A 17,995-nucleotide genomic window follows, 5' to 3' on the forward strand; every position below is an offset into this window, starting at 1 on the left:
TTTTTTTACGTATAAAAGATGCAAAAAATGGCAAAGTCACTTGAATATGAAATTTTCACAGAAAAATAACATGATCTGAGAAAAAACACACCTGAAATCACCAGAAAATTCACCGTGTAACCCCGTTCTACAGGCAAGATCCAATGTATTTCATCAAAATAAGACAATCCGTATAAACAAGTATTTGTAAATTTTACATGGTAAACCGACCAAAATATAAATCTGAATTAACACTGATTAGATAGCTTAGCTATAATTTTATTTCGACTTTCTATTTAATACTGTTTTTAACAGAAAAATTACATGGGATAAGCCGAGTTTTGTTTGCTGATACCCCCTTTTCTTTAAATACATAACCCAACATAAGCTTACATTTTTAATACTTAATCATAATTCTTACCTTTGCTTTGCTCGCTGTTTAATTAATGATGAAGACCTGTTCGATTTTGTTACTCACATTTCTAATCTTAATAAATGGAGTTCTTATGAAATTAAAACCGATTATTGCCGCCCTGATTGTGATGTCCACCACTGCTGCTTTTACGGCTCAAGCTAACTCAACGGCGCCTGTTGCAAAGCAAGCTGTTAGCGCCAAAAAAGCCAATGCCTATGAAGAGATTATGATTGATAAAGTTTGGGTAACCACTCAAGCTGTCGATCAAGATAAAAAAGACGTGCCAGCAACAGATAAACAAGTGGCAAACTTCTTTGGGCTTGCAGAGTATTACCCTGATGGTACGTTTAAGATGCTAACCCTTGAGGGTGCACCTAAAATGCAGGGTGACTGGTCATTCAGCGAAGATGGTAAAACCCGTTCATTAACGGCCAAAGATGACAAAGGTGAAGTGCTGTTTACTCGTGTGGTTGAAAACGTGACTGTGACACCGGAAGAGTATACTTACCGCATCTACCCATCACAGGATGATAAAACCAAATATTTTGATATCGTCCATAAAGTGAAAAAATAACTCATACAATTATTGGGGAATTTATTTAATATTCCCCTATTTCTTAGTTATTAGCTTGGTAAAAATTAATTTTTAAATTACTTTAAAGCACTCCGAAATTACACTATATTACCACCATCAATTCCATTGTATTAATCTTCATCCAACACGATTTTCCCGAATTAATTAAAAATAAAAACGGATTTTACCCACCAAAATATATCTCTTATTATTCCCTTCCCGATCATAGACATCGACTTATATAAGTTTCGTTGTTTATTCTTTTTACGTCATATGGATATTTCGTTATGAAAAACAAACTACTTAGTACAGCTGGTATCGCTATACTCTCATCTTTATCCACCCAGTCACTCGCAATAGCTAATGACTACCAAGATGTTATCAATGCACCGTATGATTATCCAGAACATCGACATGAGGATAATAGAAACATTCTTGAGATCGAACGTGATAAAAAATTTAGTGATAATATTAATAAATATACCGAGATGGCTAAAACCATGACACCGATTGTTGATGTCATCACTTACGCTATTGACACTACTTCACCATTAATAAAAAAAATACCTGAATTAGAAGAAAACAAATCGGATCACGACAATTTTATTCCTTTGACTGATTTATCAACATCAAATGTTCCTGCATCAAGCTTTCCACTAAATAAACCCGACCACCTAGAGGGAAAAATAGCAGGTCATGACCATGAAATTGCTTTATTAAATACGTCCATAAATAATTTAAATCATAAATATAACGAACAAGAGAAAAATGATATTAAAAGTAGAGCTGAAAAAGAAAATTCCATTAAAAATTTGCAAAGTTCCATCTCTGACCTAGAAAAGAACCTCAATGGTAGTGAAGTAAAAAATAAAAAATATGTCGATGATGAAATTTTTAGACGTGAAGCGATTACAACTTTATTAATTAATGATACAAACAAAAAACATGTAGAAGACACACAGCAACTGAATGTAGCCATAGAAAAACTTGATAAAGACATTAGAGAAAATGACCAAATTACGAGCCAGTTAATCGAAAAGGCGGAACAAAAAAGTAAAGCCCATGCTGATTTAATTTTACGTAATCAACAAATGCTTAATATTGATCGTTTTGATAAACTCGATAAACAAGAAAAACTTCAAACACAACAACTCAAGCAAATAAATACTCGAGTTGACCAAATGGAAAGTAAAATCCACCAAACGGCTCGTGATGCAAATGCTGGCATTGCTTCAGTTGCTGCAATGACCAATATTCCTTACACCACAAACACACGTTTTAGCGCCGGATTAGGCTTAGGTAATTTTAAAAATGGTAACGCCATCGCAGCCGGTGCTCAGTATCAAGTTAAGCAAAACTTGAATCTGCGCAGTTCTATTTCTTGGAATAACTCTGATAGAGCCGTTATCGGAGCCGGTATTGCCTACGGTTGGTGATATTGGTAACTAACACTACTAATAGCCAATAATCTCTTACGCTTTCTTCTCTAATGCCATTAACGTATAGCACCAATTTTATTGGTGCTATTTTTAATTTCTATAATAATTTAATCTCTATTCTGAAGATCTTAACTTGATGCATAGATTCCTAATGAATTCAGTAAATCAACATCAATATAAGCGGTTAATGGCAAGCCATGTGACCTACGGTAATTATTAATCGCCGTACGTGTTGCAGGCCCCATCACACCATCAATTGGACCATTAAAGTACCCTCGATCAAACAGCGCGTATTGAACACGCATAACTAGTCGTTTACGCTGCTGTTCGGTTGGTGCTTGCTGTCGAACACTTGGGCCGTAGTCATTGCTCGATGTTGAATTCCGTGTATTACCTGATTGATTTCTTTGTGTGTTACTAGTCGCAGGCGCTGAATAAGATGGAGTGGCTGGCGCCGAACGGTAATACCCCCCACCAGAAGAAGAGCGATGTGAACTGTGGCTACGATGACTTCGATGGGAACTATGACTCCGGTGTCCCGCAATGTATAACGGGGTTTCTGTATTCAGAGGTGCAAAAATCAAGTCATTCGGTGAAAATGTATTTTCGGCATTTGGCACAATGGCTGTATCAGCAAATACCTGATTATTAAGCGCCAGAAAACCTGGTAACAACGCCGCTAGATTCCATTTTTTCATACTATCGCCCTCGGTTCCTGATGATATTTACCGTAAGAAGAGCTGAAATAACCACCACATTCATGTTTTACTCGACAATGGTTACACGCTTGTGGGTAATAATTTTTCCAGTCTGATATTGATTGAATACTGTATAACCACATCTCTTGATGCAGATGGCATAGTGGATAGTTAAATAAAACAATGGGGAGATAACAACATTCTGCCACGTTAATTGCCACCTGCATGACATCTTGATAGCGCTCCGGTGCAATATACAAGTCATTCCAATTTCTACGCGCCCAACCTGTCGCCTCTAGATTCATGACTGATATCTGATTGATATTGGAAAAGACGCGTCCCGTTAGCTCAATCACAGCAGGCAAGTCTTGGTAATTTAATTGCGTGGGAATAAAACGTAATTCAATATTAATTCCGCTATTACCTGCATTAATTATGCCCAATACCGTCTCATCAAATGCATTTTCATTGGCAACTAACTGATTATGGGTATCGGGTATTGCCGAATATAATGGTATACCAAATGAAATTGACATGTCTTTCGTCACATACGCTATTTTTTGCGTCAATTCGAGGTCTGCAAATTGACGCCCATTCGTCAGCACATGCAATGTAGTTTCCGGCGAATGTTCTTTAACAAATTCCAGAAAATGAACAAACTCATCCCCATACAGTAATGGCTCTCCGCCACTAATTCCCACAATCCCACTAAGTTTAAATGCAGCTAATGCGTTTTTCGCAACATCTAATAGCCAACTGTCATTCTCTTTTCTGGGAGGTTGAGAACAAAATAAACACAAATTATTACAGCGTTCCGTAATTAATAATGTGTTGTGGTTCGCTTTTCGGGAAAGAATAACTCTTAGCTTTCCTTGAGTAATAGATACTATATCCCCTGATTCAATTCCGTAATATAAGGAAGCATCAACAATAGTAAATGCGGTTCCTGTTTCATCATAGGGAGTGTTCTCATTTTCAATGACTAGCAAATTGTCAAAATAAAACTCAGGTTCGGTAAGTCTGTTTTTATAGACTTGATAAAAGCCTGATGGGATTGAGGTATTTAGTTCAAAAAGATCATTACGCAAAACATCAGGCATGAGACCACCTTTTTAATATTCTCGCATCATCGGTATCGTCATTCATTTTAGACACTAGCAGTTTAAACATGCCTTTATGATATTGGCAAAAACGCGACTGACTTTTATTACCAACTGGTTCGCCAAATAAACTGATATTTTGACAAGGGTCAACGCCACAATAAGGCTGGAATGCGCATTGTTCACACCCGACTTGCAGCATATTAAATGATTCAGATAATATTTGTTGATAAATCGGATTTTCTGCAAATGAAAAAGAATCAATATCACCAATTGAGAAATCAATTTCAGGATAAACTTTCTTCAGCATGCGACTTTCATCGCTACCATAAAGTTTACCGTCATAATTAAATAATAAACTATTGAATATTAAGCCACTTGGCGATTTTAAATCCGCATAACCACAGAATGTAGGATTTTGGAGTCTCTTAATATGAATTGCGGCTGAATGCTCGACAAATGGAATATTTTTTCTGTTATATTCCATTATGAGTGAAAGTAATTTTTGATAAAAACTCAAATATTCCTCAATCGAGTAATCATTTTTTCCTTCAGCAAAACCATACGGGCTAATAGGTCGAATAAACAGATCGTAAATACCTATTTCTTGGTGTGCATCAAGTAATGACTCAGGCTGCGCTAATAATGCTTTTGTTACTGTAGTGACCGTCGATACTCTGTTTTTCCCAAGCTGTTGCTGCAATTTTTTGATATTCGTAATCACCCGTTCATAAGAATCTTTTGTTGGCAAAATACGATTTTTATTATGAACGACTGCAGTTCCATCCAAAGAAACTGAAAATAAAACGGGCTTATCTTTTGACCACGAAATCATCTCGTCAGTAAGTAGAGACAAGCTGGAAGTGATAATAAATTCAATGTTCTGTTCTCCAAGTTGAGAGATCGCTTCATCATAAATTTTTTCAATGAGATCAAATCGTAATAAAGGCTCCCCACCTTGAATTTCAATTTTATATGGTGCAGTAGATAACTTTTTAATCAACCCAATAATGGTTGGAATTTTCTCATCTACAAGATCGACATCTTGAGCATTCACTGACGCTCGACTAACTTGACAATAACGGCAAGTATGATCGCACCGCAGCGTAGGAACAATCATAAAAATAGGGGAAAATTTCATTTCCGCTGATAATTTTTTACCTAATCCCGCAGCTAACAAGGTTTCCGTCAGTTTAGGATTATCACTAATAAATAGTTTCTCTTTTAACGCTTTCTGCTTTTTGAATATTTCCTGTGATGAAATACTATCATCCCACGATCCCTCAACCATTTTTTGCAGGTCATCGCTACTAATCACTAGAGAATATCCCGCCAAATTGCTGATAATAACCTTGCCATTATCTAAATATTCAAAGTTAAATGGGAGCAGTTTCATTTTGATAACCGCTCATCTAAGCTAGCTAATACTTTATTTATAATAGAATTTCTTGTATGACGCGTTTTAATATCAATTTTCTCACGCAATGAATAATCGTTTAGTAGTTGGTAAAATTTAAATAGTATTTCTTCGTTATTATCAACAAATGTTATCGCTAATTCATTTTCTCTGTCATCAATCGTCCACTCACTAAATTCACTCATCCAATATAATGCTTGTCGCACCACAGGCAATGAGTAATCTTGCTTATTTAAAATTGCCAGTTTCATTTTGTTACCAAATCTAGTTGAATATTAAAAATATTATATTTTTATGAAATCAAAAGTTATATTTAATAGTCTATTTCTTATAATTTTACTTTTTATCATATTCAATTTCGTTAAGCAATTAACTATTAAATTGTTAATAGTATAGGTAAGGTAGAGTCTAATTTAATATGTCCTCAACATGATCTACTTCAAAAAAATAACTCTCCAATTGCAACGCGTTACATCCCTCTATACAATGCTCAGCTTTCTCAAATTCATTACCTTAACTTATTCATAAAGCCATTATTGTGAAACTACTTTTTTCGCTTTCATTAACGACTGCAATTCTTTCTGGATTATGGGCATGGGTAGCTGATGTCTTCGGGCTAATCAGTTGGGCGGGCTTTTTAGGCTGCACGGCGTATTTTGCCTATCCCAAAGAAGGGATAAAAGGATTGCTTGTCACTGCATTAACCGCACTCAGTGGTGTGGCTTGGGGTTTGGTCATTATTCATAGCGATAAGCTCACCCATGACCTACCTAATTTTACAGGCTACTTTGTGACCACGATTATCGCTTTTATCATGTGCTTTCAAGCCCAAAAATCGTGGCTGGCCTATATTCCTGGAACCTTTATCGGCGCCTGTGCAACCTTTGCAGCGCAAGGTAATTGGCGCTTAACTATTCCATCACTTATTGTGGGTGTTTTATTTGGTTACGCTATGAAGCAAAGTGGTCTCTGGTTAGTCAAAAAACTGGATAAAGCCCCTTGACGCATAATGAGGGTATCCAAGTACCCTCTGGCGATAAAAATAAATTACCTTTATTTATAGGATATCGACGCTGCGCTAATTTTATTTGCTAAGCAGCCAGTTATTTTAATATTTGAGTTTGATAGGTATGCCGTATTCATGAGTTGGAACATTGCCTTACCATAATCATTTCCAACTGATTCTAATACAGATATCTCCTTTGTATTGGTATCACCATCTCGCAGTGTTATCGTGAAAAAGGCCCTTTTATTATTGACATCTTGTTCACCTAACGTGATAGTTGATATTCTTTTTTCTTTGTTTAGATACGTACTACAATTGTCTGAAAATGCTTTATTTATATTAATTTGATTTGCCATAGAAAAGCTTGAAATTAATAAGCAAGTTACTAAAGTTATTTGTCTCTTCATTAAGCGAATCCTATTTTTAAAATTTATTGATTAAATGATTTACACACCCGGTTGAATAAGAAAACATAGTATGAACTGATAGGTCAGGAAGAATAGCCATATATACGAATCCATCATCATCGTAAGTTAGGTTACAAAGAAAATAGTCATTGGTTTTATATTTGTATCCGGATGCTGTTTCTACCTCAACAGTCCAGTAATCAAAGTGAGATAAAAAACCCGTCTCATATGGAAATGGATATCCCAGCTTACTTGTACTCATATTCTTCATCTTACTGTAATCCGCTGTAATATGACGCATCTCATGAGGATAGTCCGTAGAATGTGTAACAGTCACTGATTTAAGTTCCTGCAAAGAACAGTTCATCACATAGAAATACCCAGTATGGTCCGTTGAAAGTGCCTTTTCTGTTACGTTGTTCATTTGCCTCCAATTTTTATTAAAAAGTTAACTATGACAGCCACCTGATTCTGAAAATTTTATATATAACTTGAAGTTTTTAATTACATTAATAATAACAACGCCATTGTCCCAATATCGGATGTTACATTCATTCTTTCTGTACGATATCACTTTTCCTGTCTGTGTCTTAAAGTCTATATCCCAATAATCAGAATCACTTCCTGACATTATTTTATATATGAATTCACAACCAGAATCAGCCATTTCCAAATTTTGTAATCTATCAATTTTTTGCGTTGATTTCTTTCCTTTTAGTCCTGAATAATGACTTACCACAATAGCGTTAATTGTTTCTCCACTACTATTTAATATAAAAAACACTCCTTTTTTTGTAGTATCCTCATCACTTTCTTTATTAATATCATTACTCTCAAATTCTTTATTAATTTCATTAATCATAAAATATTCACTATTATTGAATTTATAAAACAAATGCTAATTTAGTATATTATCTATTTACCTCATATTGAATGTGAAATGGTTATATTAAAATTAGCAAGGAGTGATAATAATAGAATGGCTGATATTCAGAAATGTGAATAAAAATTATCAACAATAGAAAAACGCATGATAGCCTTAGAAGAACAGCAGAAAATAGAGGCAAGCTAAAAACCTATCCACTCAGCCCCATGATGGGCTGAGTGCTTTATACCCACTAAGTCAATACTGGTTATTTTTTACTAAATAAGAAGATACAAAGACCAAATAATGCAATACATACACTGCCTATAATGTAGTTTCTGCGATCAAATGCCAATCCTATATCATTGATTATCTCACCATAGGCGGTTGGTATACTTGTATCCATATTAAAAGAAAGTATACCTATAACGACACCTAGAAATAAAAGAACGATGCCGAATGTTTTCATTTCATTCCTCCATATAATTAGTCATCTTAACTAATTGTAGTCTGACAATGAGAATAAAGGCGATACATACAGCACAACTAGGTGAGTTCGACCAACAAAAAATGCACCCAAATAGATGGACGTGGGCGCTAACCCTGCATTTATTGTCAAGAAAATGGGATACACATCATCAAAGATGGATACATGGTGTAGATAGAGCGAGGATGACAGAAAATAACGTAAACTAAATTGCTATTTTGGGTAAAAATGCCCCATAACTGCCCCACAAAGGCAATGACAAGGCAGTTAATTCATAATATTCAAATAGATAAATACATTACACCGGCATTGACATAATCTCTTGGTACGCTGCCACCAGCTTATTACGCACCTGAATACCCATTTGCAGGCTCAGGCTAGCTTTTTGCATATCGACCATCACATCATTTAATGAAACATCAGGCTTACCGAGGGTGAAATCCTGCACTTTTTGCGCAGATTGCACGCGGGTTTCATTGATTTGGTTCACGGATGCCACTAAGTGATCGGCAAAACCCACCGGCTCGACAACGGGTTTGGTGTTATGTGCCGCTTGAGTTGCCACCACATTTAATTGGGAAACCACCCCTTCAATCGCTTGAATCGTCATTCTGTTCTCTTCAGTTAATCTCGGTTGAACGGTAAATTGAGCAAAAAATTGCCGTCACGAATTTTAGTTTGCCTACCCTACCACACCGTTTTTTACTTGAAGCCGATAAATAACACCAAAATTATAGGCTGATTCCGTCATTAGATTGCATCAAGACAATAAATAATAGCAGCGTAAAAAAATGAGGTTACGAAGAGGGAAATAAGATTGTTTCACCAAACGTATATTCATCCGTTTAGTTTGCATAGCAGGGAATATTTATGAGTACCGCATCTAAAGATACGGGGGAGGCCAAAAAAGGTTTTGCCTCACTGATCGAAAGCATCAAAGCCGACCCGAAAATACCGTTAATTATTGCCGGTGCTGCTGCGATATCTATTATTGTCGCCCTGCTCCTCTGGTTCCGTAGCCCTGACTATCGTGTGCTGCTGAGTAACCTTAGCGCAAAAGATGGTGGCGATATTGTCGGTCAATTGACCCAGATGAACGTCCCTTATCAAATCGCGGATAACGGCAGCGCTATTCTTGTGCCTGCCGATAAAGTCCATGAATTACGTTTGAAACTGGCGCAATCAGGTCTACCGAAAGGCGGAAATACCGGTTTTGAACTGCTTGATAAAGAACAATTTGGTATCAGCCAATTTAGCGAGCAAATCAACTACCAGCGCGCCCTTGAAGGGGAATTGTCTCGTACCATCGAATCTCTCAGCCCAGTTCAAAGCGCTCGAGTCCATTTAGCTATCCCTAAACCAACCTTATTCGTCCGTGAACAAAAACTGCCGACCGCCTCGGTCACTGTCGGTTTATTACCGGGCAGAATGTTAGATGAAGGGCAAATTAGCGCTATCGTCCACATGGTTTCAAGCAGCGTGACCGGCTTAACCGCCGCCAACGTGATCATTGTCGATCAAACGGGTCGCCTGCTGACCAACAACGACAACAGCCAGCAATCTGCCAACAGCGCACAAATCAAAATGACCAAAGAGATGGAAGCCCATCTTAAAGAGCGCATTGAAGATATTCTGTCTCCATTAGTCGGTCGTGCCAATATTCACGCGCAAGTCACCGCGCAAATGGATTTTTCAAAAGTTGAACAGACTTCTGAAGAGTACAAACCAAACCAAACCCCTGATGCGGCTGCGGTTCGTTCTCGCCAGAACAGCGAAAGCCTGCAAAACAGTAACGGTGGCCCAAGTGGCGTACCGGGCGCATTATCGAACCAACCGGTAAGCGCACCAAGCGCACCGATTGATGCTAATAAAGAAAGCACCGATGGGAAAACTGCCGGGAATACCCGTAATGGCACCCTCAATACCCAGCGTGATGAAACCACAAACTACGAAGTGGATCGCAAAATCAGTCACACACAGCGCCAAATTGGTGTCGTTGACCGACTGTCTGTTGCGGTGATCGTCAATTACCAATCCCAAGAAGGTGAGAAAGGCCCAGAAATGAAGCCGCTCCCACCAGAAATGTTGCAACAAATTGATGCATTGACCCGTGAAGCAATGGGCTATTCCGCGCAGCGTGGCGACTCAATCAACATTACGAACTCCCTATTTACTGACGATACGCCAGTGGTTGAAGAGCCTTCGTTGTTGAATAACCCGCAAGTGATTGGCCAAGCGTTAGATTACGGCAAAATCTTGCTAATCGCGTTGATTGCTTGGTTTATGTGGCGCTTCGGTATCAAACCTCAGTGGGTGAAATATCGCAAAACCCAACAAGCGCAAATCGATGCTGAAATGTCTATTGCTAATGCATCCCAAGTCAAAGCGCCGTTCGTGGTGGAAGAAGAAATTAGTGAAGATATGGACGAGAAAACCCGTCGCCGTCTTACTCGTCAACGTGTTAGCGCTGAAATTCAAAGCCAGCGTATTCGTGAAATGGCAGAGAAAGACCCACAAGTCGTGGCAATGGTTATCCGTCAGTGGTTAGGAAAATCCCAATGAATTTAACTGGAACAGAAAAAAGCGCCGTAATGTTGATGACACTCGGCGAAGATCAGGCGGCGGAAGTGTTTAAGCACCTGAATCCCAAAGAAGTTCAGCAGTTGAGTATGGCGGTGTCCAACATGCGCCAAATCTCCAACAACGAACTGGCGGAAGTGCTCACCGAGTTTGAAGAGTCGGCAATTCAGTTTGCCGCCTTAAATATCAATACCAACGACTACCTGCGTTCGGTATTGGTCAAAGCCCTTGGGGAAGAGCGTGCTGCCAGCCTGTTGGAAGATATTTTCGAGAAACAAGAGACCACCTCTGGTATCGAAAGCCTCAATTATATGGAGCCACAAACGGTTGCCGATATTATTCGTGACGAACATCCACAGATCATCGCTACAATTTTGGTTCACTTAAAACGCAACTTAGCGGCCGATGTTTTAGAACTGTTCGAAGAGCGCCAACGTAACGACATTATGCTGCGTATTGCAACATTTGGTGGCGTTCAGCCAGCCGCATTAGCCGAGCTGACCGAAGTGCTGAACAACCTGCTGGACGGTCAGAACCTCAAGCGCAGCAAAATGGGTGGCATAAGAACCGCGGCAGAAATTATCAACCTGATGAAAAATCAGCAAGAAGAAAGCGTTATCGATGCCATGCGTGATTACGATGGTGAGCTGGCTCAGCGCATTATCGACGAAATGTTCCTGTTCGAAAACCTTATCGAAGTGGACAACCGCAGCATTCAACGCATTCTGCAAGACGTGTCTACCGACTCGCTGGTTATTGCCCTCAAAGGCAGCAACCAAGCACTGCGCGACCATTTCCTCAACAATATGGCAGCGCGTGCAGCCGAGATTGTTCGCGACGATCTGGAATCTCGAGCACCAGTCCGTATGTCACAAGTGGAAACCGAACAGAAGGCTATTCTGATGATTGTTCGCCGTTTAATGGAAAAAGGCGAAATCGCGATTGGTGGTGGAGACGACGTGTATGTCTAATACATCCAAAAATAATCAGCAGTGGCAGCCTTGGCAGTTACGGGAACTTAATCAATGGGATCTGAATTCATCGGCTATCCCGCCGTTGAATGAAGTTCCTGAACCGAACACGCCGAAAGTCCCCTGCTTAGAGCCAAAAGAAGTGCTCGAGCAGATAAACCTGCTGGATAACATCAAAGAGGATGCCCAGAAAACGGGCTTCCAACAAGGCTTTGAAAAAGGTCAAAAAGAGGGTTATCAAGCTGGTTTTACGGAAGGTTTACGTTCTGGTGAGCAGCAAGGGAGTGAGCAAGCCCTCGCCCTTCAGCAACCGGTGATTGAAACATGGCAAAAACTGTTATCAGAATTTCACTATTCGCTGGATACCTTTGACACGGTCGTCACTACCAAATTGCTGCAAATCGCGCTAACCGCTGCGAAACAAGTGTTGGGGCAATCTACCGTGTGTGATGGTACCGCGCTGCTAGAAGAAATTAGCCATTTAATGCAACAAAAACCAATATTTGCGAGCCAGCCTGAACTGCATGTGAACCCGAATCATGTGGCGCTTATCGAACAACACTTAGGCTCATTGTTAGACTTGAATGGCTGGCGCTTAGTCGCTGACCCAAGCCTGCATATGGGTGGCTGTCGCGTGGTCGCTGAAGATGGTGAAATTGATATGACGGTCGCCACTCGCTGGCAAGAATTATGCCGTCTATATGCACCGGAGAGCTTGTCATGACTGCGAGACTCGGCCGTTGGATAGCGTCTCTTGATGACTTAGAGTCACGCATGAAAGGCATTCCGATGGTACGCCGCTATGGACGTTTGACCAAAATTACCGGTCTCGTGATGGAAGCCGAAGGCATTAAAATGCCTTTAGGCGCCACCTGCTATATCGAACGCATAATTAATGGTGGCACTGACGAAGTTGTCTGCGAAGTGGTTGGCTTTAACGGACCTCGCATGTTGTTGATGCCGCTCTCCGACCTCGAAGGTATTTCGCCGGGTGCACGCGTGTATGCGCAAACGTCTGGAGAAGACGGACAAACAAGTCGCCTGCTCCCTCTTGGTAATGAACTACTTGGACGCGTATTAGATGCCCAAGGGACTCCGCTGGATGGCAAAGGACCACTGGAAACCAAACAACGTGCTCCGTTGATCACGCCGTCCATCAACCCGCTGGAGCGTACGCCAATCCACGATATTTTAGATGTGGGCGTACGAGCAATTAACTCGTTGTTAACTGTCGGTCGTGGTCAACGTATGGGGCTGTTTGCAGGTTCCGGCGTCGGTAAAAGCGTGCTACTTGGCATGATGGCGCGTTTCACTCAAGCAGACATTATCGTTGTCGGGCTAATCGGTGAGCGTGGGCGCGAAGTTAAAGACTTTATTGAAAATATCTTAGGTGCTGAAGGGCTACGCCGTGCCGTTGTCGTTGCCGCGCCTGCGGATGTTTCGCCGTTACTACGGATGCAAGGCGCATCTTACGCTACCCGCATCGCGGAATATTTCCGTGACCAAGGCAAAAGCGTATTGCTGATCATGGATTCACTCACACGCTACAGTATGGCACAGCGTGAAATTGCTCTTGCCGTTGGTGAACCCCCAGCAACCAAAGGCTATCCACCGTCTGTTTTTGCGAAATTACCTGCCCTTGTTGAGCGTGCGGGTAATGGGAAAAACGGCGGCTCGATTACCGCCTTTTATACCGTGTTGACTGAAGGGGATGACCAACAAGACCCAATTGCAGACTCCGCGCGCGCTATTTTAGATGGACATATTGTTCTGTCACGTTCATTGGCAGAATCTGGGCACTACCCTGCCATTGATATTGAAGCGTCCATTAGCCGTGCCATGACGGAGCTTATCGCCAAAGAACATTATCGTAAGATCCAGCGCTTTAAACAGCTCACCTCCAGCTATCAACGCAACCGTGACCTGATTAACGTCGGCGCTTACGCCATGGGTAGCGATCCGATGCTCGATACCGCAATTCAGTATTACCCAAGAATGTCGAAGTTTTTACAGCAAGATATTGATGAACGTTGTGATTATCAAACCGCTTGTGAACAACTGGCTCATGTTGTTCCCAATGAATAACGAGGAATGCGATGTCCAATAGTCATGCATTAGCGACCTTACTGAGCTTAGCAGAAGATGCCTCAGAGGAAGCGGCTAAAGTCCTTGCTCAAGTTCGCCAAACGCACACGCAAATGGCGGAGCAGTTGCACATGTTGGAAAACTATCAGTCGGAATATCGGCAGAAATTAAACCAAACATTGCACACGGGTATGGACTCGGACAAATGGCAGAACTATCAGCAATTTCTTGTGACTTTAGAACTGACTATCGAGCAGCAACAACAGCAATTAACGCTCTGGGAACAGCGCGTCAGTGACGCCAATCGTCATTGGCAAGAAAAACAGCAACGCGTCAATGCGTTCGATACCCTGATCCAGCGTGCTGAACACACGCAAAACCAACGTCAAAATCGCTTAGAGCAAAAGCAGATGGATGAATTTGCTCAACGCGCGACTTTACGGAGAACCCAATAAATGGACGTCAATGCAAACCTGTTGCCGGTCACCCCTACCGCTAACACCGCGAAGGAACAGCCGCGAGACAAGCAAATTGATGAAAACCAAGCGCCTGCCGTCCCTTTTCAGGCCATGCTTGAAAACCAGCAATCGCCAGAAAAAAACGGCGATAGCGCCCCCGTGCTCAATGGCAGTGCTAACGAAACGCCTTTGAACCAACAGATCAGTGAGCAAAAACAATCTGATGCAGCTACAGCCAACTCAGAAAAATCCACTGACGCGCCATTAGCAACGGACAAAATCGCAACCACAGAAAATCAGTTAGCTGAAAAAGAATCCATTCAAAATCAGTTAGCTCAAAAACAACAAGCTGAAAATACCTTAGCACAGCTGAATTTCCGTCGTGATCTTAATGCACAATCACCACTGCAAGCGGAGCTATTAACAGGTAAACAAGGCGATGAACAAGCCTTAATCAGCCAATTAAAACAAGCGATGGATGAGCGTATTCAAGCGGCTGCTAACCCGCAAACCAGCGCGGAGAAACCCTCTGCAACTCCGTTCACACAAACGCTGCAACAACTGACGGATGTGGCACGTAACGTAACGCCATTTGATGATAAAACCTTGGCTGGATCGCAATTGCAGCTCACCGGGGAAGCCGATGAACCGACGCTCGCTTTAATGGGCAAAAAAGAAGTGGGTGAACGTCGCGATCAGGCTCTATTTGCGTTGGATAATCCACGCGCAATCCCAACGAAAGATCTGAATCAAGATGCGCTATCGCTGGGTAAAAAAGCTCCAAGCGCAGAATCTCTGTCACAAATCGCCAATGCGACAGCTGAAAATACCCAGAATCTGCAAAATAGCGCTAAAGGGGCTTTTAGTGTTCAAGCTGAAAGCGGTGCATTTAGCAACACCGCAACACCGACGGTAACCCATGTTGCAGGCATTATGGCAACACCATCTGCCACACCAATGCCAACAGCAACACCTGCGATGCCAATGCCAACCATGAACTTTGCTGTGCCGTTTGGTACTGAAGCTTGGCAGCAACAACTTAGCCAGCAAATGCTGTTTTTCTCTCGCCAAGGGGTTTCTCAAGCGCAAATTCGCTTACATCCTGAAGAGTTAGGTTCCCTCAATGTGCATTTGCGTATCGAAGATAATCAAGCCGTGATGCACTTTGTTTCTCCACATAGCCATGTTCGTGCTGCGATGGAAAGCATGATGCCAGTCCTGCGCAGTGCATTGCAGGAAAGTGGTATTCATTTAGCTCAAGGCTCCGTGGGGCAAGATAATTTTAGCGGTCAATCAAACGCTGATCAGCAATCTCGCCAACATGATGGGCAAATTCAGCCAACCCATTCATCAATGGGCGCGGTGGGCATCAGTGAATCTCATGCCAGCGTGAGTGGAGTTAAATTGCCAACACATCAAGGCGGAATTAACACCTTTGCCTAAGAAATAATCTAATGGCGGTAATTTCAAGTCTAAAGCGTCGAGTTACCGCCTTTTTGTTTCGTTTTTCACTCCTTTAACTCTTCCCAATCTAGGGATAATGCTAGAGATCATAAAGTATAAAACTCCGTATGGGTTTGGCATTTACAACAGGAATTTTGCAACATGTCGTCTTCACGCAATCAATCTAAACGTTCGAACAAAGGGTTAATTTTGCTGTTTGCCCTCATTGCCTTAGCCGGTGCAGGTTTCGGTGGTTACAGCTGGTGGACGACAAAACAAGAGGCGCAGGAGACTGCAAATGGGGAAGAAAAACGCCCAAATATGCCTCAACCGATTTTTATGGAGTTAGAACCGTTTACCGTTAACCTACCAGGGGTAAACAATGCGGCAGATCGCGTGCTCTATATCCACATCACCTTACGTCTAGCGAATGAAAAGTCGCGTAAGCAACTTCATGAATACCTACCAGAAGTACGTAGCCGCCTACTGTTATTGCTGTCAGAACAGCAATCTAAAAATATGGGTACTAACGAGGGTAAGTTGCAATTAATGAAAGATATTAAAGGGACACTTACCCCTACCCTGATCCCAGGTGATACTGATCAGGATATTTCAGACGTGTTATTTACTACTTTTATTCTGCGGTAAGACCCATGAGCGATAATATTTTATCTCAGGCTGAAATTGATGCGCTACTCAATGATGATGCGCCATCAAGTAACCAGCCATCAACGGATCTCCAAGACAAAGACAATGTTCGCCCTTATGACCCGAATACCCAACGTCGGGTATTTCGTGAACGTATGCAGTCCTTGGAAATTATTAATGAGCGTTTTGCCCGCCAGTTCCGTATGGGGTTATTTAACATGTTGCGCCGCAGCCCGGATATTACGGTTGGCGCCATCAAAATCGAACCTTATCATGAATTTGCGCGTAACTTGCCAGTTCCAACCAACCTGAACTTGATCCACATGCCACCGCTTCGTGGTACCGCACTGTTCACTTTCGAACCTGCGTTAGTGTACATCGCCGTGGATAACCTGTTTGGGGGAGATGGTCGATTCCCTGTTCGTTCGGAAGGTAAAGAGTTTACCAATACAGAACAACGCATTATCAACCGTATGCTGAAGCTGGCTTTAGGCGCTTACCGTGATGCGTGGAAGCCGATTGCGGACGTTGAAGTCGAGTATGTGCGCTCTGAAATCCAAGTTAAATTCACCAACATCACCACTTCCCCGAACGATATCGTGGTTACGACCCCGTTCTTAGTGGAAATTGGTAATACCGTCGGTGAGTTCAGTATCTGTATTCCTATTGCCATGATTGAGCCATTGCGTGAGCGGTTAATTAACCCACCAATGGAGCAAGGGCATCAAGAAAATGAAGCGTGGGTAACCAATTTAGTCACGCAAGTAAAACGTTCAGAACTTGAACTGATTGCCAATTTGGTTGAGATCCCGCTGCGTATTTCTCGTTTACTGCAATTGCAAAAAGGGGATGTGCTCCCTATCGAGAAACCTGACCGTCTTATCGTCAATGTTGATGGCGTGCCCGTATTAACCAGTCAATACGGTACCCAAAACGGCCAGTATGCGCTGCGTGTGGAACATTTGATTAATCCTGTTTTAAACACTCTAGATGAGGAAAGTACCAATGAGTGAGGCGAAGAATTCTCTTGATGCATCAACCAACCACAATGAAGAGGATCTGTGGGCTGAGGCGCTGGAACAGCAAAAACAAGCGGAATCCGCCTCCGCAGGTATGCAAAATTTCGATAATTTCGACGGACAAAACCCGTTAAATCAGTTATCTGATGTCGATATGATCATGGATATTCCTGTTCGCCTATCGGTGGAACTGGGTCGCACCAAAATGACAATTAAAAAATTACTGAGCCTGTCTCAAGGTTCGGTGGTTTCTTTAGATGGTTTAGCAGGCGAACCGCTGGATATTTTGATCAACGGTTATTTAATTGCTCAAGGTGAAGTGGTCGTGGTGTCTGACAATTATGGTATTCGTATCACTGACATCATCACGCCATCAGAACGTATGCGCCGCTTGAGCCGCTAGA

At 41.6% G+C, this 17,995-nt stretch carries 21 protein-coding genes; 12 read left to right on the forward strand and 9 right to left on the reverse strand.

Annotated elements, in window-relative coordinates:
- Positions 1–485 precede the first annotated feature (485 nt).
- Both PR799_RS02525 and PR799_RS02530 read left to right on the forward strand, forming a co-directional pair.
- Entirely contained in the window at positions 486–968 is a 483-nt protein-coding gene (locus PR799_RS02525; protein ID WP_154628476.1) for a DUF4822 domain-containing protein, read from the forward strand.
- Positions 969–1,255: 287 nt separating this feature from the next.
- Positions 1,256–2,404: a YadA-like family protein gene (locus tag PR799_RS02530; protein ID WP_272521179.1), complete on the forward strand. Its 1,149-nt coding sequence runs from the start codon at positions 1,256–1,258 to the stop codon at positions 2,402–2,404.
- A 131-nt stretch (positions 2,405–2,535) separates the two neighbouring features.
- Here the strand turns inward: PR799_RS02530 and hxsA are convergent, their stop codons facing one another.
- Genes hxsA through hxsD form a run of 4 tightly spaced genes read right to left on the reverse strand, consistent with a single transcriptional unit; the run spans position 2,536 to position 5,873 of the window.
- Positions 2,536–3,105: a His-Xaa-Ser repeat protein HxsA gene (hxsA, locus tag PR799_RS02535; protein ID WP_272521180.1), complete on the reverse strand. Its 570-nt coding sequence runs from the start codon at positions 3,103–3,105 to the stop codon at positions 2,536–2,538.
- A complete protein-coding gene (gene hxsC, locus PR799_RS02540; protein ID WP_272521181.1) occupies positions 3,102–4,205 on the reverse strand; it encodes a His-Xaa-Ser system radical SAM maturase HxsC in 1,104 nt (367 codons plus the stop codon). The genes hxsA and hxsC overlap by 4 nt, the downstream gene beginning before the upstream one ends.
- Positions 4,198–5,601, reverse strand: a complete 1,404-nt coding sequence (hxsB, locus tag PR799_RS02545; protein WP_272521182.1) for a His-Xaa-Ser system radical SAM maturase HxsB — start codon at positions 5,599–5,601, stop codon at positions 4,198–4,200. Before hxsB ends, hxsC begins: the two co-directional genes overlap by 8 nt.
- On the reverse strand, positions 5,598–5,873 hold the full coding sequence (gene hxsD, locus PR799_RS02550; protein ID WP_272521183.1) for a His-Xaa-Ser system protein HxsD: 276 nt from the start codon (positions 5,871–5,873) through the stop codon (positions 5,598–5,600). Before hxsD ends, hxsB begins: the two co-directional genes overlap by 4 nt.
- A 287-nt stretch (positions 5,874–6,160) precedes the next feature.
- On the opposite strand from hxsD, the gene PR799_RS02555 reads away from it, so the two are divergent.
- The gene (locus PR799_RS02555; protein ID WP_272521184.1) at positions 6,161–6,625 is read left to right on the forward strand and encodes a DUF1097 domain-containing protein; all 465 of its coding nucleotides are present in this window, start codon (positions 6,161–6,163) and stop codon (positions 6,623–6,625) included.
- Between the two features lie 50 nt (positions 6,626–6,675).
- Here the strand turns inward: PR799_RS02555 and PR799_RS02560 are convergent, their stop codons facing one another.
- The 5 genes from PR799_RS02560 to fliE form a co-directional block, all read right to left on the reverse strand.
- Positions 6,676–7,035 (reverse strand): hypothetical protein, encoded by a 360-nt coding sequence (locus tag PR799_RS02560; protein ID WP_272521185.1) that lies wholly within the window; start codon positions 7,033–7,035, stop codon positions 6,676–6,678.
- Between the two features lie 16 nt (positions 7,036–7,051).
- Positions 7,052–7,459, reverse strand: a complete 408-nt coding sequence (locus PR799_RS02565) for a hypothetical protein (RefSeq protein ID WP_154628474.1) — start codon at positions 7,457–7,459, stop codon at positions 7,052–7,054.
- A 24-nt stretch (positions 7,460–7,483) separates the two neighbouring features.
- Positions 7,484–7,897 (reverse strand): hypothetical protein, encoded by a 414-nt coding sequence (locus tag PR799_RS02570; protein WP_272521186.1) that lies wholly within the window; start codon positions 7,895–7,897, stop codon positions 7,484–7,486.
- Between the two features lie 271 nt (positions 7,898–8,168).
- On the reverse strand, positions 8,169–8,369 hold the full coding sequence (locus tag PR799_RS02575) for a hypothetical protein (protein ID WP_272521187.1): 201 nt from the start codon (positions 8,367–8,369) through the stop codon (positions 8,169–8,171).
- 316 nt (positions 8,370–8,685) lie between these two features.
- On the reverse strand, positions 8,686–8,997 hold the full coding sequence (fliE, locus tag PR799_RS02580) for a flagellar hook-basal body complex protein FliE (RefSeq protein WP_036951378.1): 312 nt from the start codon (positions 8,995–8,997) through the stop codon (positions 8,686–8,688).
- Between the two features lie 260 nt (positions 8,998–9,257).
- Here fliE and fliF point away from each other — a divergent pair, with 260 nt between their 5' ends.
- The 9 genes from fliF to fliN all read left to right on the forward strand — a co-directional run bounded on the left by fliF (position 9,258) and on the right by fliN (position 17,994).
- On the forward strand, positions 9,258–10,949 hold the full coding sequence (gene fliF / locus PR799_RS02585; protein WP_132494667.1) for a flagellar basal-body MS-ring/collar protein FliF: 1,692 nt from the start codon (positions 9,258–9,260) through the stop codon (positions 10,947–10,949).
- The gene (gene fliG / locus PR799_RS02590) at positions 10,946–11,938 is read left to right on the forward strand and encodes a flagellar motor switch protein FliG (protein ID WP_006657530.1); all 993 of its coding nucleotides are present in this window, start codon (positions 10,946–10,948) and stop codon (positions 11,936–11,938) included. The genes fliF and fliG overlap by 4 nt, the downstream gene beginning before the upstream one ends.
- Positions 11,931–12,662, forward strand: a complete 732-nt coding sequence (gene fliH / locus PR799_RS02595) for a flagellar assembly protein FliH (protein WP_154628472.1) — start codon at positions 11,931–11,933, stop codon at positions 12,660–12,662. The genes fliG and fliH overlap by 8 nt, the downstream gene beginning before the upstream one ends.
- Positions 12,659–14,023 (forward strand): flagellar protein export ATPase FliI, encoded by a 1,365-nt coding sequence (gene fliI / locus PR799_RS02600; protein WP_036951385.1) that lies wholly within the window; start codon positions 12,659–12,661, stop codon positions 14,021–14,023. Before fliH ends, fliI begins: the two co-directional genes overlap by 4 nt.
- Before the next feature lie 11 nt (positions 14,024–14,034).
- Positions 14,035–14,478 carry a flagellar export protein FliJ gene (gene fliJ / locus PR799_RS02605; RefSeq protein ID WP_154604154.1) on the forward strand — a complete coding sequence of 148 codons (444 nt, stop codon included), beginning with the start codon at positions 14,035–14,037 and terminating at the stop codon, positions 14,476–14,478.
- On the forward strand, positions 14,479–15,924 hold the full coding sequence (locus PR799_RS02610) for a flagellar hook-length control protein FliK (protein ID WP_272521188.1): 1,446 nt from the start codon (positions 14,479–14,481) through the stop codon (positions 15,922–15,924).
- A 162-nt stretch (positions 15,925–16,086) separates the two neighbouring features.
- Complete coding sequence (gene fliL / locus PR799_RS02615; protein WP_036951392.1) at positions 16,087–16,572, forward strand: flagellar basal body-associated protein FliL; 486 nt, start codon at positions 16,087–16,089, stop codon at positions 16,570–16,572.
- A 5-nt stretch (positions 16,573–16,577) separates the two neighbouring features.
- Entirely contained in the window at positions 16,578–17,585 is a 1,008-nt protein-coding gene (gene fliM, locus PR799_RS02620) for a flagellar motor switch protein FliM (RefSeq protein ID WP_154628468.1), read from the forward strand.
- The gene (gene fliN / locus PR799_RS02625; protein WP_036951399.1) at positions 17,578–17,994 is read left to right on the forward strand and encodes a flagellar motor switch protein FliN; all 417 of its coding nucleotides are present in this window, start codon (positions 17,578–17,580) and stop codon (positions 17,992–17,994) included. Before fliM ends, fliN begins: the two co-directional genes overlap by 8 nt.
- Position 17,995 lies beyond the last annotated feature (1 nt).

Source organism: Providencia sp. PROV202 (assembly GCF_028479565.1).
Classification (GTDB): domain Bacteria; phylum Pseudomonadota; class Gammaproteobacteria; order Enterobacterales; family Enterobacteriaceae; genus Providencia; species Providencia zhijiangensis.

Coding starts and splice junctions, on each gene's coding strand:
- PR799_RS02525 (WP_154628476.1), top strand. CDS start 486: ATGAAATTAAAACCGATTATTGCCGCCCTGATTGTGATGTCCACCACT.
- PR799_RS02530 (WP_272521179.1), top strand. CDS start 1,256: ATGAAAAACAAACTACTTAGTACAGCTGGTATCGCTATACTCTCATCT.
- hxsA (WP_272521180.1), bottom strand. CDS start 3,105: ATGAAAAAATGGAATCTAGCGGCGTTGTTACCAGGTTTTCTGGCGCTT.
- hxsC (WP_272521181.1), bottom strand. CDS start 4,205: ATGCCTGATGTTTTGCGTAATGATCTTTTTGAACTAAATACCTCAATC.
- hxsB (WP_272521182.1), bottom strand. CDS start 5,601: ATGAAACTGCTCCCATTTAACTTTGAATATTTAGATAATGGCAAGGTT.
- hxsD (WP_272521183.1), bottom strand. CDS start 5,873: ATGAAACTGGCAATTTTAAATAAGCAAGATTACTCATTGCCTGTGGTG.
- PR799_RS02560 (WP_272521185.1), bottom strand. CDS start 7,035: ATGAAGAGACAAATAACTTTAGTAACTTGCTTATTAATTTCAAGCTTT.
- PR799_RS02565 (WP_154628474.1), bottom strand. CDS start 7,459: ATGAACAACGTAACAGAAAAGGCACTTTCAACGGACCATACTGGGTAT.
- PR799_RS02570 (WP_272521186.1), bottom strand. CDS start 7,897: ATGATTAATGAAATTAATAAAGAATTTGAGAGTAATGATATTAATAAA.
- PR799_RS02575 (WP_272521187.1), bottom strand. CDS start 8,369: ATGAAAACATTCGGCATCGTTCTTTTATTTCTAGGTGTCGTTATAGGT.
- fliE (WP_036951378.1), bottom strand. CDS start 8,997: ATGACGATTCAAGCGATTGAAGGGGTGGTTTCCCAATTAAATGTGGTG.
- fliF (WP_132494667.1), top strand. CDS start 9,258: ATGAGTACCGCATCTAAAGATACGGGGGAGGCCAAAAAAGGTTTTGCC.
- fliG (WP_006657530.1), top strand. CDS start 10,946: ATGAATTTAACTGGAACAGAAAAAAGCGCCGTAATGTTGATGACACTC.
- fliH (WP_154628472.1), top strand. CDS start 11,931: ATGTCTAATACATCCAAAAATAATCAGCAGTGGCAGCCTTGGCAGTTA.
- fliI (WP_036951385.1), top strand. CDS start 12,659: ATGACTGCGAGACTCGGCCGTTGGATAGCGTCTCTTGATGACTTAGAG.
- fliJ (WP_154604154.1), top strand. CDS start 14,035: ATGTCCAATAGTCATGCATTAGCGACCTTACTGAGCTTAGCAGAAGAT.
- PR799_RS02610 (WP_272521188.1), top strand. CDS start 14,479: ATGGACGTCAATGCAAACCTGTTGCCGGTCACCCCTACCGCTAACACC.
- fliL (WP_036951392.1), top strand. CDS start 16,087: ATGTCGTCTTCACGCAATCAATCTAAACGTTCGAACAAAGGGTTAATT.
- fliM (WP_154628468.1), top strand. CDS start 16,578: ATGAGCGATAATATTTTATCTCAGGCTGAAATTGATGCGCTACTCAAT.
- fliN (WP_036951399.1), top strand. CDS start 17,578: ATGAGTGAGGCGAAGAATTCTCTTGATGCATCAACCAACCACAATGAA.